This window comes from Streptomyces sp. MJM8645, assembly GCF_001625365.1.
In the GTDB taxonomy this organism is placed as follows: domain Bacteria; phylum Actinomycetota; class Actinomycetes; order Streptomycetales; family Streptomycetaceae; genus Kitasatospora.
Genome location: NZ_LJJF01000002.1, coordinates 1,247,561 through 1,260,838, shown reverse-complemented (window position 1 = coordinate 1,260,838; position 13,278 = coordinate 1,247,561). Strand labels below are relative to the sequence as shown.

Below are 13,278 nucleotides of genomic sequence, written 5' to 3'. Positions count from 1 at the left end.
GTTGCTGACGGGGCTCTCGCCTTCCGGGGCGCGGGCGGTGCCAGCAGGATGGTGGTCACCGGGAGGGCGGCGGGGCAACCGCCGCACAGCCTCCCGAACATCTGATTGTCGATCAGATCTCCTGCCACTCAAGCCGCCTGGGGTGCCGCCATGTCCAAGACCGCCCGCCTGCTCGCCACCGCCGTCGCAGCCGTCGCCCTGTCGGGGATCCTGGCGCCCGCGGCCTCCGCCACCGCCGCGACCACGGCGCCGGCGGGCATCGGCTGGGACGGTCCCACCGTCGTCCCCGCGGTCGTGGCGGGCGGGGCCGCGGACGGCATCGGCTGGGATGGCATCGGCTGGGACGGCATCGGCTGGGACGGCTCCACCGTCGTGCCGCCGGTTGCGGCCGGCCCGTCCGCCAGCGGCATCGGCTGGGACTGATCGCGGTGCTCGCCGTCCGGGCCACCGTCGTGGACATCAGCGGTGCGCCCACCACGACCGCCGAGGCGCGGATCGTCGAGGACATCCTGTGGGCGCACGCCACCCCGGAGCACGGGCTCGAACACATCCGCGCCGTACCGGACCGGGACGGCATCGCCCTGGTGCTCTTCGTCCGCGCGGACGGCCCGGCCACCGCGCACGCCCTCGCCGAGAACCTGCTGGCCCGGGCCCTCACCGCAGCAACGGCCGGCCGGTACGCCGCCGCCGTCCACCCGCACTGACCATCGCTCGCCTACCCATGTCCAAGGGGACCCCCATGCCCAGCACGCCCCGTCCTGCCCGTGCCCTGCGCCGCGTCTGCGTGCTTGCCGCGACCGCCGTGGCCGCCGGTCTTCTCACGGCCTCCCCCGCCTCCGCGGACGGCACCTACTACCCGGACGGCAACAAGGCGCCGACCTCCACCGGCACCCTCGGCACCGGTGTCGGGAACAAGCTCACCGGCGCCCAGATGGTCCAGCGCGCCCGGGACTGGGTCGCCCACGGGGTCACCTACAACGAGGGTCAGTCGTTCTCCGACAGCGCGGTCGGCGGCCCGTACCGCACCGACTGCGGCGGCCTCGTCGACATGGCCTGGCAACTCCCCGGCAGCCCGCCGGTCACGTACCCCGCACCCGGTATCGACGACCCGAAGTACAGCACCAAGCTCGGCAGTTGGTCCCAGCTCCAGCCCGGCGACGCCCTCGCCGTCGCCGGCAAGCACATCAACCTGTTCGCAGGCTGGACCAACCAGGCCGCCGGCGACTTCACGTACATCGCCGAGGACAACAGCAGCGTCCCGACCAAGGAGTACTCGGCCAACACCCACTGGTCCTCCATCGACGGCTACCCCACCTCCTCCTTCGAGCTGCTGCGCTCCAAGAACCTCGCTCCCGCCATCCCCGCCGACTTCAACGTCCTGCTGTGGGGCTTCAATTCGGGCCAGACCGTGTCCGGCACGCTGAACCTCACGGCACACCCGACGCAGAGCGGCATCATCAACTGGCTCGACTACGTGGTCACCGGCCCGAACGGCTACTACAACCGCTTCCGCGCCACCAGCGGCGGCGCCACCAACTACCAAGTCCCCTTCGACACCGCCCCCTTGGCGGCAGGCACGTTCAACATCTCGATGATCGCCAACGAGATCGACGGCCAGGAACACACCTACCAGGGCGGCGTCTTCACCATCGCGCCGCAGGCCCCGAACGCCCGGGGCACCGCCGACTCGACGGTGCTCACCAGCAACGGCACCATCGCCCTGTACCGGGTCGGTGCGGACGGCAACGTGTACGGCACCAACCAGAACACCCCCGGCGGTCCTTTCGTTCCGTGGGCGCAGCTTTCGACGGGTGGCGGGTTCGTCGGCAAGCCGGCCGCGCTCCAGACACCCAGCGGCCTCATGGTGGTCTACGCCCGGACTGCGGCCGGCACCATCCAGGGCACGAACCAGAGCACGCCGGGTGGTCCGTTCGGGTCGTGGGTCACGGTTGCTGATGCGGGTGATCCGACGGGTGTGGCGAGTGACCCGAGTGTGGTGTTCACTCAGTCCGGCACCATCGCGGTCTATGTGACGTCCGTCAGCGGCAATGTCGTCGGTGCCAGTCAGGGCACGCCGGGTGGTCCTTTCTCTCCCTGGCAGCAGCTTTCGACCGGTGGTGGGTTCGTCGGCAAGCCGGCTGCGCTTCAGGTGCCCAACGGCACGATGGTGCTCTACGCCCGTACTACGGCCGGCACCATTCAGGGCAGCAACCAGAGCACGCCGGGTGGTCCGTTCGGGTCGTGGGTCACGGTTGCGGATGCGGGTGATCCGACGGGTGTGGCGAGTGACCCGAGTGTGGTGTTCACTCAGTCCGGCACCATCGCGGTCTATGTGACGTCCGTCAGCGGCAATGTCGTCGGTGCCAGTCAGGGCACGCCGGGTGGTCCTTTCTCTCCCTGGCAGCAGCTTTCGACGGGTGGTGGGTTCGTCGGCAAGCCGGCTGCGCTTCAGGTGCCCAACGGCACGATGGTGCTCTACGCCCGTACTACGGGCGGCACCATCCAGGGCAGCAACCAGAACACCCCGGGCGGACCGTTCGGATCGTGGGTCACGATCGCGGACGCGGGTGACCCCACAGGTGTGGCCAGCGACCCGAGCGTGGTGTTCAGCCAGTTCAACACCATCGCCATCTATGTGACCTCCGCCAACGGCAACGTCGTCGGCAGCAGCCAGGCCACTCCCGGCGGTCCTTTCTCTCCCTGGGGCCAGATCGGCTGATCACACCCCAGCCGCACACCCGCCGCGTGCGCAGGCCGCCACCGTCAGGCCCGAACCCCGAGAGGGTTCGGGCCGACCGGCGCGTGGCGGCCTGCTGCGCACCGACGCGGTCCGGCGACGGTCGCCACCACGGGCTCGACCTGTTCCCCACGCACGTCCGCTGTCTACCTGACGAGTTCGGGGGCGGCGCCCTGCGGTGGCGTGACGCCGGTCAGCTCGCGGGCCCGGTCGGCGAGCGGGGCGGCCAGCTCCGGGTACCAGCCCCGGGCGACGGCCTGGAGCATCTCGGCGATGGCCGCGAGCTCGCCGATGCGGCCGGCCGGGGTGTCCAGGACCGCGGCGAACTCGCGGCGGACCCGAGTGGCAACGGCAGGCACGAACAGGCTGTTGGCGTGAAGCAGGCCGGGGTCGAATCCGAGGGGCACGAGCCCCCAGCGTTCCCAGTCGAGGATGGTCAGAGTGGGACCGGTGAGGTTGCCCCAGTGGAAGTCGCCGTGTCCGGTGACACGCTCGACAACTGCCGGGCCGGGGACGCCGAGGTACTGCGGGAACGCCTTCTGGATCCAGGTGTCCCGGACGGTGGTTCTCGTCCCCTCGGCGGTTGCCAGGTGCTGCGTCGCGGTGTGGAGGGCGTGCCACCAGGTGTCGGGGAGGTTCGGGTCGGAGGCGAGTTCGGGGCGGGTCGAGACGACCGGGTCGGTGATGTGGTCGATCACGTCGGCTCGGTAGCCGTGTTCTCCTTCCGCCCAGTCGAGGACGCCGTGGAGTCGGGGCCGGGGGACGTCGTCCGGGATGAGGGCCTCGGCTCCGATCACGCCCTCCCCCTGCTTTCGGCTGCTGGAGCGGGAGGCGGAGGCGACGCGGAGCCACCGGTCGCCCGCCCGCCGGCCGATGGTGCATCCGGCGAATCCCCACGCGGGGATGCCGGTGCAGTTCAGTTCCAGGAGCCTCGCCGCGGTGGCGTGCGCGGCTTCCATCCGGTTGCGCGTGGACTCATCGGGGGGCGACTGCACGGATCACGCTCCTGAGGTGGTCGGTGTCCAGCGGTGTGGCGATGGCTGCCAGAGCATCGTCCCAGTGCGCGGCGCTGCTGGCGGACAAGAGCGTCACGTCCAGGCCGGGGCAGGACGCCACCGGCAGGAGCGCGGCTGCGGCGGCGGTCAATCCGGGGCGGATGAGATCGATCAGTTCGGGCGTCATCAGGTGGGGCAGCTCGCCCCCGTGCAGCGGGGCGGAGCCGAAGGTGGTGATGCCCGCGTCGCCAGCCTGGCCGAGAGGTCCCGTCCGGCCATCGAGGGCCTGGGTGATCGGATCGGCCATGACCAGGCTGACAGGCAGTTGCAGGCCGACGAGGTGGTGTTCACCGGAACCCGCGGCCTCTCGTGCGAGGCGGACGAGGTCGGGGACGGTGAAGGCGCCCGACTCCAGCCCCGACCAGGTGGCCACCCCGTATCCGCCGATCCGGCCCGCGTGGGCGAGTTCCTCCAGCACCGCGACGGCGTTCCGCAGCGCAGCGTGGAGCTGCGGCCGGTGCTGGCCGGAGCGTTCAGGGTTGTGCACGAAGACGATGTCCGCGTAGCCGAGTTCGGCCAGGGTGTTCTCCGTCTGCCAGCGCACGAAGGTCGGCGCGAGGCTGTGTCCGGCGTGGGGCTGTGCCGCATCGAGGACTCCTGCGGAGATGGCGGCCCGCCCCTGGTCAGCGGCGTGGAAGCCGGTCTTGGTCGCCAATCGGACTCCGGGGTGGTCGCGGAACACCGGGGCGAGGTCGTGGTGGGCTTGGCCGTTCGCGTAGTTGGGTGCGGTGTCCACCCAAGGGGCTCCGGCGGCCAAGGCGGTGCGTGCCGCCTGCTCGACGTTGCGCACCCGGTACGTGCCCAGGCCCAGTGCTGCCGTCACCGGCCCGTCTCCACGACCCGGACGGCCTGGCCGGCGAGGAGCTCCGACAGGAGCGTCGCCGCGTCCGTGACCCGGATCCCGGCGGCGTCCGCGAACTCCCCGACGCCCACCGGCCCTCCGTTCAGGAGGAGGCCCAGGGCCGGTGCCACTGTGTCCTTGAAGTCCCACGCGGTGCCCGCTCCGGCCAGGGTCACCGTTCCCGTCGTCTGGTTGCGGGTCAGGCGTGCACGGGGCGCTGTGAGTACGACCTTCACCCTCCTGGTGATGGTCTCGTCGTCCTCGCTCCGGGGCGTCGGAAGGCCGATGACGAACGGAAGCGAGGGAGCCTGACGGCCCCCGTGCGTGGTGTCCAGCGATTCCGCCCACCGGGCGAGCAACTCCGGGTCGTCGAGTTCGGAGACGACCGCCCGCCGGAGAGCTGAGACGTAGGCCGCCTGGTCGTCCGCCGGCGCGAAGCGCGGCACGTCCAGGCGTAGGGCCGCGTCGGCGCGCAGCAGGTCGACGACCCAGCCGAGGAGGTCGGCTCCGGTGTGGGAGACGAGGCCGAAGGTCAGGTGGAGGGACTCGCTGCCCTGATCGGCGGTGACGGCGTGCCACCACCCGCGGGGGAGGTAGAGCATGTCGCCGGCGGTCAGGACGAGGTCGGCGATCGGTTCGCCGGTCGGCTCGGCGGGCGCCTCGACGTCGCGCCAGGTCGGCGCGGTCCGGGTCGGTCCGTAGAGGCGCCAACGCTTCGCGCCGTCCAACTGGACGACCACGACATCGTGGTCGTCCCAGTGGGTGCCGAAGCCCTCCCTTTTCGTCCATGAGGCGTAGGCGTTGGCCTGGACGGGGGTACCGACAAAGCGTTCGAGGTCCTCGGCGGCGGACCGGATCGGTGGGTGGATCTCGTCGATGGCGTCGAGGACGAGGGAGGCCCCTTCGGCCAGGCGGGCGTGGAGATCGGCGGGTTGGAGCCTGTGCCAGGTGGCCGCGCGCCGGTTGGTGGTGGCGGTCGCGTACCGGTGGGCCGGCAGGGTCTCCCCGTCAGCGGAAAGACGGAGTCGGGGCGGTTCCAGACGGTGGGTGGACAGGATGCTGTTCAGGTCGTCCCAGGACAGCAGGCCTGCGACATCGGCGGGGTCGCCCGGGATCACGAGGTGGGAGCGGTGCAGCGTCCGGGCGAGGAACTGGTCCCCGCCCAGACGCGCCGCCCACGAGGCGGTGTCAGGCATCGTGGGCACTCCGGCTAGTTGTCGTTGCCGTCGGAACGGCCGCCGGAGACGTCGGAGGGCTGTTCGGACCTCGCGCGGGCGGCGGTGATGTTCCGCTTGGCCACCAGCAGGCCGTCCTCGTCGGCCTTCGTCTGCACGGTGATCTCCATGTCTTGACCTTCCTTCCCGATCGTGCTCGCCGGTTCATCCGGCGAGACCTCAGAGAACCGCTGCGAACGCGCTTTGAACAGAGCAGAATTGATGCATCGATGAGGCATCCGTGTGGCAAACCGGCGTCTGGCCTGGCATCTCCTGCAGCGGACGGACTTCCAGCGCGGCAGGAGGTGGGTGATGAGTGCACGGCGCGAGCGACTCATCACGCAACGCGTGAGCGCGGGATTCACGCAGGAGTCCTTGGCGGCCGCGATGGGGGTCGACCGGACGACGGTCGGCCGGTGGGAGCGCGGCGCCGGACTTCCACGCCCGTGGCAGATGGCAAACCTCGCCAGGCTACTGAGGGTTGCTCCGACTGAACTCGCCTTGCTGCTGGCGCCTGCCGAAGTGGCGGTGCCCGCCAGCCATGCGCGGTCGGCGCGAACCGCGTCGCCCTCCGGTGGACCTGCTCGGCATGCCACACCCGCGGAGTGGGACGGGTCTGGCGTCGGCGGAGCCCTGGCCGGCGCGGAAGCCGGCGCCGTGTCCATGGCGCTCATGGACGGCGGCGTCCGGGTCGGCTGCCGGACCGCCGACGGGAGGATCGTCTTCGTGACCATGCCGCGCCAGGCCCTGCTGCGGGGTGTCACCACCGCTGAGGGTGCCACTGCCTCGTCGAGGTTCACGGTGCCGGACGTTCGATCCGTCCTTTCCCCGGATGTCCACCCGGTCGAGAACATGAGATCGCTCCGCAGATCGCTGGTCGAGTGCGACAACGTCCTCGGGCCTCGCGAGGTCGTCGCCACGGCACAGGAACACGTCCGCCTCATCCAGTACCTGCGCCGCGAGGCTTCCGGTCGGGACCGGCACGACCTGCTGCAAGTGCAGGCGGAGTACGCCGAGTTCTGCAGCTGGCTCTACCAGGACAGCGGAGACCACCGCGCCGCCCAGTACTGGGCGGACCGAGCCGTCGACTGGGCGACTGCTTCCAGCGACCAGGACCTCACCGCCTACATCATGGCCCGGAAGTCCCAGCTCGCCGGCGACATGCAGGACTCGATCGAGGCCATCGATCTCGCCGCGTCCGCCCAGCGCCTGGCCGGTCCCGGAAGCCGGCTGAGTGCGATGGGGGCGGTGTACGCGGCGCACGGGCACGCACTGGGGGGCGACGAACGGACGGCCCAGCACACCTTCGACCAAGCGATCTCGCTGCTCGCCGAGCGGCCCGAAGCACCGGTCGGGCGTGGCCGCTGGCTGAACGAAGCGTACGTGGAGGCCCAGCGTGCCCGGTCGTTGGCGCTGTTGGGCCGCCACCGCGAAGCGGTGGCAGGATTCGAACAGGCGATCCGGTCCCTACCCGCGACCTACCGACGCGATCGCGGTGTCTACCTCTCCCGCTCGGCCGTCGCCCAACTGTCCGTCGAGGGCCCCGAACGGGCCGCCGAAACCGCCTGTGCGGCGTTGTCGATCGCCGCGGGCACCGGATCGGCCCGGATTTTCACCGAACTGGCCCGACTCGACGCCCTGTTGCACGGGTGGGGTGGTGTACCAGAGGTCGCCCGGTTCCGGCAGGCACTCGACAGCCTCCTGCTCCATGAAGTGTGATCACCAAAGTCTCTGCCGACCTTGAGAGAACGGACCCCACGATGGCTTCCCGCCCCTTCGTCCTGCTGAGCGTCGCCACCACCATCGACGGCCACATCGACGACGCCTCACCCGAGCGTCTGCTGCTGTCGAACGCCGAGGACTTCGACCGCGTCGACGAGGTCCGTGCCGAGTCGGATGCCATCCTCATCGGCGGCAACACCCTGCGTAGCGACAACCCGCGACTCCTGGTCAACAGCGAAAAGCGCCGGGCCGACCGAATCGCGGCAGGCAAGCCCGAATATCCGCTCAAGGTCACCATCTCCGCCAGCGGCGACCTGAGTCGCGACCTCAAGTTCTGGCACTTCGGCGACAAGAAGGTCGTCTACACGACCGACACCGCCGCACCGAAGCTCCGCGAAGCGCTCGACGGCCTGGCCGACGTCGTGAGCACCGGTCCCACCGTCGACTTCGGTGCCCTGCTCGACGACCTCGCCACCCGCGGCGTCGAACGCCTCATGGTCGAGGGCGGCGGGCAGATCCACACCCAGTTCCTCGCCCAGGGCCTGGCCGACGAGATCCACCTCGCCATCGCCCCGCTGCTCGTCGGCGACGCCACCGCCCCGCGGTTCCTCCACCCGGCGAACTACCCCGGTGGCAGCAACCGGCGGATGACGCTTCTCGGAACCCGGGCGATCGGCGACGTCGTGCTGCTGCGATACGCGCCCAAGGTCGCGTCCAGCTGATCTTCGGAGGGCTACCCGCCCGCTGGCGAGTCTCCTCGCGACGGCAGGCCACCCCTATCGACCTCGGGCGTGCCTCTCGACGGACATGGCAGGCCCGGTAGTCCTCCGGCCGGTGGGCAGCCCACGAGTAGCCGGCCGGGGCGGGGCGGGGCGGCCGCGGGGGCGCGGCCGCCGTGCGCCGGGTCAGTCCTTTCCGACGTCCTTGATCTTCTCGCCGGCCTGCTTCAGGTCGCTCTTGATCTGTTTGCCCCGGCCCTCGGCCTCGACGACCCGGTCGCCGGTGGCCCGTCCGGCGGCTTCCTTGGCCTTGCCGTGGACCTTCTCGGCCGCGTTGTGCAGCTTGTCCTTGGCACTCATCGGATCACTCCTCTCGGTAGTGGGGGCTCGGTCCGCCCCGGACGGCGTCTGCCCGGGATCGGTGGTTCCACACCCGGAACATCCGGAGTCGGCCGTCGGCCGTGAGCCGGTGTGGTGCGGACGGGGCCGGTTGGGCGGGCTCAGCGGAAGGCGGCGACGTTGCGGGCGGCCCAGGCGGCGAAGGGGCGCGGGGCGGTGCCGAGGACCCGCTGGACGTCCGGGCTGACGCGCAGCTCGGCCGGGTTCGGGGAGCCGAGGATGTCCAGGGTGTCCTGGGCGAGCTCCACCGGCATGCCCTGGGCCATGGCGGCGCCGGCCTCGTCGCGGGTGAGGTCGTGGAACCGTACCGGCGAGCCCAGGGCGGTCGCGATGGCCTGCGCCTGCTGGCGCGGGGTGATCACCTCCGGGCCGGTCAGCTCGTACACGCCGCCGTTGTGCCGGTCCTCCAGCAGGCAGGCCGCCGCGACGTCGGCGATGTCCGCCGGGTCGACGATCGGCACCCCGACGTCGCCAAAGGGCGCGGCGACGACCCGCTGCGCGCGGACGGACTCGGCCCACCACAGGGCGTTGGAGGCGAAGCCGCCCGGCCGCAGGATGCTCCAGTCCACGCCGGACCCCCGCAGGACGTCCTCCAGTTCGCGCATCGCGATCCGCGTCGGGCCGAAGGGCCTGGTCGCCACGCCCTGCGAGGAGAGCAGGACGATGCGGCGGACCCCGCCGGCCACGGCCTGGCCGATGAGGTCGGCCGGGTTGGCCCCGGCGGCGTGCAGGTCGCCGGACAGCAGCAGGAAGAGCGCCTTCGCCCCGGCCAGCGCGGGTTCGAGGCCGGCCGGCCCGGCCAGGTCGGCCGCCACGTGGCGGACACCGTCCGGCACCGCCGCCGCGTGCCGCGACACCGCCGTCACCTGCTGGCCCGCCTCGGCCAGCGCCCGTGTCAGCGGCCGGCCCACATTGCCGGTAGCCCCGGTCACCACGATCATGGTCAACTCCTCGTTCGACGTCCGCCGTGGCCGCTGTGGCCTCGGTGGTCCTCACGCTAGGAGCCGGGGCTAACCCTTGGTAAGGACATACCTTGACGTAAGCTCAGGACATGGTGGTAGGTGTGCAGCACAGGCAGGGCGAGGCCGGGAAGCGGTATGAGGTGTTTCACACCGACTGCCCCGCGCGCGACGTGGTCGACCACGTGACCAGCAGGTGGGGCATCTGGGTGTTGATCTCCCTGCAGAGCAACGACCTCCGGTTCTACGAGCTGCGCGAGAGCATCCACGGCATCAGCGAGAAGATGCTCGCCCAGACCCTGCGCGCGCTGGTCCAGGACGGCCTGGTCTGGCGGAAGGTCGAGCCCACGACACCGCCCCAGGTCACCTACGGGCTGACCGAGTTCGGTCAGGACCTCGGCGAGCCGCTGGCCGAGCTGTTCAACCGGATCACCCGAGGGCTGCCGCCGCGCGACGCGGGGTAGCGGCGTGGGACAGCAGCGTGGGGTAGCGGCGCGGGACGGCAGCGCGGGGTGGCAGCCACACCGAGCCGCCCTGCTGGGGGAGTTCCGGATCCTGTACGCGGCCCGTCACGGCCGGCCGGCCGCCGCGACACACTCCCGACCTCCTCCCCGGTGTTGTCGCCCGCGCGCCGTAGGTTCGTCGGATGAAGCGACTGAAGACCACACGACTGGACGCCATAGACCGAGCCCTCTTCGACCGCATCGCCGCCGCGCCGCTGCACGGCACCCGCCCCTGGCTGCGGGCGCTGAGCCGGGCCGCCGACCACGGAGTGCTGTGGATGGGAACCGCCGCCGTCCTCGGCGCGGTCGGCGGACGCCGCGGACGCCGCGGGCGCCGCGCGGCCCTGCGCGGCCTCGGCTCGCTCGCCATCGCCTCGGCCACCGCCAACACCGTCGCCAAGCACGCCACCCGCCGGCCCCGCCCGGTGCTGGACGCCGTCCCGGCCGTGCGTCGGCTGCTGCGCCAGCCCGTCACCACCTCCTTCCCCTCCGGTCACTCCGCGTCCGCGGCCGCCTTCGCCGCCGGTGTGGCGATCGAGTCCCCGCTGCTGGGCGCGGCCGTCGCGCCGGTCGCGGCGGCGGTGGCCCTCTCACGCGTCTACACCGGCGCGCACTACCCGGGCGACGTCCTGGCCGGTGCGGCGCTGGGTACGGCGGCCGCCGCCGCGACCCTGCACTGGTGGCCGCGCTCGTCCGACATGCCGCCGCCCGCCGCCCCGGCCGCCTGCCCGGCCCCGGCCCTGCCGCAGGGGAGGGGGCTGTCGGTGGTGGTCAACTCGGGCTCCGGCAGCGGCTCTCCGCTCGCTCCCGCCGCCGAGGACGTGGCCGGGACGCTGCGCGCCCTGCTGCCCGAGGCGGACGTCCGGGTGTGCGGGCCGCAGGACGACCTGGCGAAGATATTGACGGAGGCCGCCGACCGGGCCGCCAGGGCCGGCGGCGCGCTCGGGGTGTGCGGCGGCGACGGCAGCGTCAACCTGGCCGCGGGGCTGGCCGTCGAGCGCGCGCTGCCGCTGGCGGTCTTCCCCGGCGGCACCCTCAACCACTTCGCCCTCGACCTCGGTGCCACCACCCACGAGGCCACCGCCGAGGCCGTCCAGGCCGGCACCGCCGTCGGCGTGGACCTGGGCCTGGCCGCCGACGACGCCGGCGCCCGGACCTTCGTGAACACCTTCAGCCTCGGCATCTACCCAGAACTCGTCCACCAGCGGGAGAAGTTGGAGAAGCGCATCGGCAAGTGGCCGGCCCTCGCGGTGGCCGTCGCCAAGCTGCTGCCGACCGCCGAACCCGTCACCGTCCACGCCGACGGCCGCCCGCACCGGCTGTGGCTGCTGTTCGCCGGCAACGGGGCGTACGAACCGGCGGGCTTCGCCCCCACCCACCGCGCCGCCCTGGCCGACGGACAGCTCGACGTCCGGGTCGTCGACGGCGGCCGGCCCTTCGCCCGCACCCGCCTGGCCGCCGCCTTCCTGTCCGGCACCCTGGACCGGTCCCGGGTCTACCGGGCCGCCCGGCTGCGCGCCCTGGACCTGGACTCCCTCGGCGACGCCGCCCGCATCGCCGTCGACGGCGAGAGCGTCCCCGCGCGCGGGGCCCTGCGGCTGTCCAAGGCCCCGGCCGGGCTCACCGTGTACCGGCCCGCGACCGCCGCCCCGGCGAGCGAGCTGCACCGTCCGGGCCGGGACGGGCGGTAGCCGCAGGGGGTGTCACCGGGCGCCGGGGGAGGACGGGCCGCGCGGGCCGTCGTCCCCGGCCCCGCCGGGCCGCTCCCCGTCGTGGAAGGAGACCTCGACGTGCTGTTCGGGGCGGCGCTCCTCCTGACGGGCGACGGAGGACAGCACCTTCTCGTCGGCGGCGGTGAGCGGCGGCTGCAGGAGGCTGCGGGGCCACAGTCGACGGGCGAGCACCGCGTTGGCCTCGGCGGCGTACACGGTGATCTGCGCGGCCAGGTAGAGCCAGGAGAGCAGGCCGATCACGGTCGCGAAGAAGCCGTAGACCTGGCCCGCGTGGCGCAGTTCGTGGGTCACCAGGAGCGAACCGAACGCCTGGAGGACGGTGAACAGCGGCCCGGCGACGACGCAGCCGGGCAGCAGGGCCCGGGTCGGGATCTCGCGCGGGGTGAGCACCCGGAAGCAGGCCAGGCACAGGGCGGTGTTCAGCAGCGCCGAGACCAGCAGGCCCCCGACCCGGGCGGGCACCCCGCCCAGGGCGCTGCCGACCAGCGAGGCGGCCGCCGTACCCAGCACCAGGCCGGCGGCCAGGACCGTGAACAGCAGCAGGCCGCGTGCCAGCCGGGGCCAGTAGCCGGGCCGCTGCACCCCGGGCACGTTCCAGACCTCGGCCATGGCGTGCTGGAGGACCTGCGTGATGCCGAGCGCCCCGTACAGCAGGCCGAGCGCGCCGATGGCCAGCGCCAGGCCGCTGCCCTGGAGGGAGTGGACGTTCTGGCGCAGCTGGTCGCCGATGATCGGGAAGTCGGCGAGCGCCGAGTTCAGCACCGACTGCTGGGCCCCGGGGTGGCCGTGCAGGACGAAGCCGAGGACGGTGCTGAGCAGGAGCAGCAGCGGGATCAGGGCGACGAAGCCGTAGTAGGTGATCAGGGCGGACAGCAGCCCGCCCCGGTCGTCCCCGTACTTGCGCACGACGCCGATGACGACGGCGGGCACCCGGCGGTGCTGCTGGAAGCGGTCCACGGCGCGCAGGGCCCGTTCGATCGGGTTCATGCCTGGGCGTCTGCCCCGGCCCGCGCCCGCGACACCCGCCGGTTCCGCCCCCGGGGCGGTGTGGGAGGCGCGCACGCGCGAGCCGCCGCGCAGGGGCTGCGCGGCGGCTCGGGTGCCCCGTCGGCCGGCGACGGGGCTGCACGTACGGCGGGCTACCAGCGGTACCAGCGGCCCCGCCCGCCGGCGGAGGTGGTGCCGCGGGCGAGGAAGCCCAGGAGCCAGACGACGAGGACCGCGAGGGCGACCCACCACAGCACCTTCAGGGCGAAGCCGAAACCGAACAGGAGCAGGGCGAGCAACAGGACCAGGACCAGGGCGAGCACGGGGACCTCCTCGATCAGGGGACGCGTCGATTCGTCCCTCGGCTGCCCCGGTTCGCCGCGGACATGCGCCGGTCGTGGCCGTCCGA

At 72.4% G+C, this 13,278-nt stretch carries 15 protein-coding genes; 7 read left to right on the top strand and 8 right to left on the bottom strand.

Annotated features, from left to right (window positions below; translation table 11 throughout):
* Positions 1-150 precede the first annotated feature (150 nt).
* The 3 genes from A6F73_RS41970 to A6F73_RS35830 are packed head-to-tail and all read left to right on the top strand — an operon-like array spanning position 151 to position 2,719.
* Entirely contained in the window at positions 151-423 is a 273-nt protein-coding gene (locus A6F73_RS41970) for a hypothetical protein (protein ID WP_063352493.1), read from the top strand.
* A gap of 5 nt (positions 424-428) precedes the next feature.
* Complete coding sequence (locus A6F73_RS35835) at positions 429-704, top strand: hypothetical protein (RefSeq protein WP_063352492.1); 276 nt, start codon at positions 429-431, stop codon at positions 702-704.
* A gap of 35 nt (positions 705-739) precedes the next feature.
* Complete coding sequence (locus A6F73_RS35830; protein WP_159398716.1) at positions 740-2,719, top strand: hypothetical protein; 1,980 nt, start codon at positions 740-742, stop codon at positions 2,717-2,719.
* Between the two features lie 164 nt (positions 2,720-2,883).
* Here the strand turns inward: A6F73_RS35830 and A6F73_RS35825 are convergent, their stop codons facing one another.
* The 4 genes from A6F73_RS35825 to A6F73_RS44265 are packed head-to-tail and all read right to left on the bottom strand — an operon-like array spanning position 2,884 to position 5,978.
* The gene (locus tag A6F73_RS35825) at positions 2,884-3,732 is read right to left on the bottom strand and encodes a hypothetical protein (protein ID WP_063352490.1); all 849 of its coding nucleotides are present in this window, start codon (positions 3,730-3,732) and stop codon (positions 2,884-2,886) included.
* Entirely contained in the window at positions 3,713-4,615 is a 903-nt protein-coding gene (locus tag A6F73_RS35820; protein ID WP_063352489.1) for an aldo/keto reductase, read from the bottom strand. The genes A6F73_RS35825 and A6F73_RS35820 overlap by 20 nt, the downstream gene beginning before the upstream one ends.
* A complete protein-coding gene (locus tag A6F73_RS35815; RefSeq protein WP_063352488.1) occupies positions 4,612-5,829 on the bottom strand; it encodes a cupin domain-containing protein in 1,218 nt (405 codons plus the stop codon). Before A6F73_RS35815 ends, A6F73_RS35820 begins: the two co-directional genes overlap by 4 nt.
* A 14-nt stretch (positions 5,830-5,843) precedes the next feature.
* Positions 5,844-5,978: a hypothetical protein gene (locus A6F73_RS44265; protein WP_279634973.1), complete on the bottom strand. Its 135-nt coding sequence runs from the start codon at positions 5,976-5,978 to the stop codon at positions 5,844-5,846.
* A gap of 181 nt (positions 5,979-6,159) precedes the next feature.
* On the opposite strand from A6F73_RS44265, the gene A6F73_RS40020 reads away from it, so the two are divergent.
* Positions 6,160-7,566: a helix-turn-helix transcriptional regulator gene (locus tag A6F73_RS40020; RefSeq protein ID WP_159398715.1), complete on the top strand. Its 1,407-nt coding sequence runs from the start codon at positions 6,160-6,162 to the stop codon at positions 7,564-7,566.
* Positions 7,567-7,607: 41 nt separating this feature from the next.
* The gene (locus A6F73_RS35805) at positions 7,608-8,291 is read left to right on the top strand and encodes a dihydrofolate reductase family protein (RefSeq protein ID WP_063352487.1); all 684 of its coding nucleotides are present in this window, start codon (positions 7,608-7,610) and stop codon (positions 8,289-8,291) included.
* A gap of 183 nt (positions 8,292-8,474) precedes the next feature.
* On the opposite strand, the gene A6F73_RS35800 is transcribed toward A6F73_RS35805, so the two are convergent.
* Both A6F73_RS35800 and A6F73_RS35795 read right to left on the bottom strand, forming a co-directional pair.
* Entirely contained in the window at positions 8,475-8,648 is a 174-nt protein-coding gene (locus A6F73_RS35800) for a CsbD family protein (protein WP_063352486.1), read from the bottom strand.
* A 140-nt stretch (positions 8,649-8,788) separates the two neighbouring features.
* Positions 8,789-9,628, bottom strand: a complete 840-nt coding sequence (locus A6F73_RS35795; protein WP_063352485.1) for an NAD(P)H-binding protein — start codon at positions 9,626-9,628, stop codon at positions 8,789-8,791.
* A 110-nt stretch (positions 9,629-9,738) separates the two neighbouring features.
* Between A6F73_RS35795 and A6F73_RS35790 the strand changes: the two genes are divergently transcribed.
* Together A6F73_RS35790 and A6F73_RS35785 are read left to right on the top strand one after the other, a co-directional pair.
* Positions 9,739-10,110: a helix-turn-helix domain-containing protein gene (locus A6F73_RS35790; protein ID WP_063352484.1), complete on the top strand. Its 372-nt coding sequence runs from the start codon at positions 9,739-9,741 to the stop codon at positions 10,108-10,110.
* Positions 10,111-10,292: 182 nt separating this feature from the next.
* Positions 10,293-11,840, top strand: coding sequence for a bifunctional phosphatase PAP2/diacylglycerol kinase family protein (locus A6F73_RS35785; RefSeq protein ID WP_063352483.1), 1,548 nt, complete (start codon positions 10,293-10,295; stop codon positions 11,838-11,840).
* A gap of 12 nt (positions 11,841-11,852) precedes the next feature.
* Here A6F73_RS35785 and A6F73_RS35780 read toward each other — a convergent pair whose 3' ends face one another.
* Positions 11,853-12,869 carry a YihY/virulence factor BrkB family protein gene (locus tag A6F73_RS35780; protein WP_063352482.1) on the bottom strand — a complete coding sequence of 339 codons (1,017 nt, stop codon included), beginning with the start codon at positions 12,867-12,869 and terminating at the stop codon, positions 11,853-11,855.
* 152 nt (positions 12,870-13,021) lie between these two features.
* Positions 13,022-13,192 (bottom strand): hypothetical protein, encoded by a 171-nt coding sequence (locus tag A6F73_RS35775; protein WP_063352481.1) that lies wholly within the window; start codon positions 13,190-13,192, stop codon positions 13,022-13,024.
* Positions 13,193-13,278: the final 86 nt, after the last annotated feature.

What these genes read in the sequence shown, in the direction of transcription:
- A6F73_RS41970 (WP_063352493.1), top strand. Translation starts at nt 151, where the DNA reads ATGTCCAAGACCGCCCGCCTGCTCGCCACCGCCGTCGCAGCCGTCGCC.
- A6F73_RS35830 (WP_159398716.1), top strand. Translation starts at nt 740, where the DNA reads ATGCCCAGCACGCCCCGTCCTGCCCGTGCCCTGCGCCGCGTCTGCGTG.
- A6F73_RS35815 (WP_063352488.1), bottom strand. Translation starts at nt 5,829, where the DNA reads ATGCCTGACACCGCCTCGTGGGCGGCGCGTCTGGGCGGGGACCAGTTC.
- A6F73_RS44265 (WP_279634973.1), bottom strand. Translation starts at nt 5,978, where the DNA reads ATGGAGATCACCGTGCAGACGAAGGCCGACGAGGACGGCCTGCTGGTG.
- A6F73_RS40020 (WP_159398715.1), top strand. Translation starts at nt 6,160, where the DNA reads ATGAGTGCACGGCGCGAGCGACTCATCACGCAACGCGTGAGCGCGGGA.
- A6F73_RS35805 (WP_063352487.1), top strand. Translation starts at nt 7,608, where the DNA reads ATGGCTTCCCGCCCCTTCGTCCTGCTGAGCGTCGCCACCACCATCGAC.
- A6F73_RS35800 (WP_063352486.1), bottom strand. Translation starts at nt 8,648, where the DNA reads ATGAGTGCCAAGGACAAGCTGCACAACGCGGCCGAGAAGGTCCACGGC.
- A6F73_RS35795 (WP_063352485.1), bottom strand. Translation starts at nt 9,628, where the DNA reads ATGATCGTGGTGACCGGGGCTACCGGCAATGTGGGCCGGCCGCTGACA.
- A6F73_RS35790 (WP_063352484.1), top strand. Translation starts at nt 9,739, where the DNA reads ATGGTGGTAGGTGTGCAGCACAGGCAGGGCGAGGCCGGGAAGCGGTAT.
- A6F73_RS35785 (WP_063352483.1), top strand. Translation starts at nt 10,293, where the DNA reads ATGAAGCGACTGAAGACCACACGACTGGACGCCATAGACCGAGCCCTC.
- A6F73_RS35780 (WP_063352482.1), bottom strand. Translation starts at nt 12,869, where the DNA reads ATGAACCCGATCGAACGGGCCCTGCGCGCCGTGGACCGCTTCCAGCAG.